The sequence below is a fragment of the Micromonospora sp. MW-13 genome, assembly GCF_003434305.1.
Taxonomy (GTDB): domain Bacteria; phylum Actinomycetota; class Actinomycetes; order Mycobacteriales; family Micromonosporaceae; genus Micromonospora.
The window spans coordinates 1-246 of the sequence record NZ_QKKX01000144.1 but is presented as its reverse complement, the minus strand read 5'-3'; the positions used below and the strand labels follow the sequence as shown (position 1 = coordinate 246).

Annotated in this window: 1 protein-coding gene; it reads left to right on the top strand. The window is 78.0% G+C overall.

The window, feature by feature from the left end:
• Positions 1 to 246, top strand: a 246-nt coding sequence (locus C5N14_RS31595; RefSeq protein WP_133305786.1) for a ketoacyl-synthetase C-terminal extension domain-containing protein, incomplete at both ends; no start/stop codon positions are given.

Genomic DNA, 246 nt, shown 5'->3' with positions numbered 1-246 from the left:
TCGTTCGGCATCTCCGGCACCAACGCGCACGTGATCATCGAGCAGGCCGACGACGAGCCGGCGGAGCCGGTCGCCGCCCGGACCGGGGCCCCGGGGCTGGTCGACTCGGACGTGACGGTGTGGCCGGTGTCGGCCCGGTCGAGGGCCGCCCTCGCCGGCCAGGCCGCCCGCCTGGCGTCGTACCTGCGGGAGCGTGACGGCCTCGACCCGGCGGCGGTGGGCTGGTCCCTGGCCGCCACCCGGTCG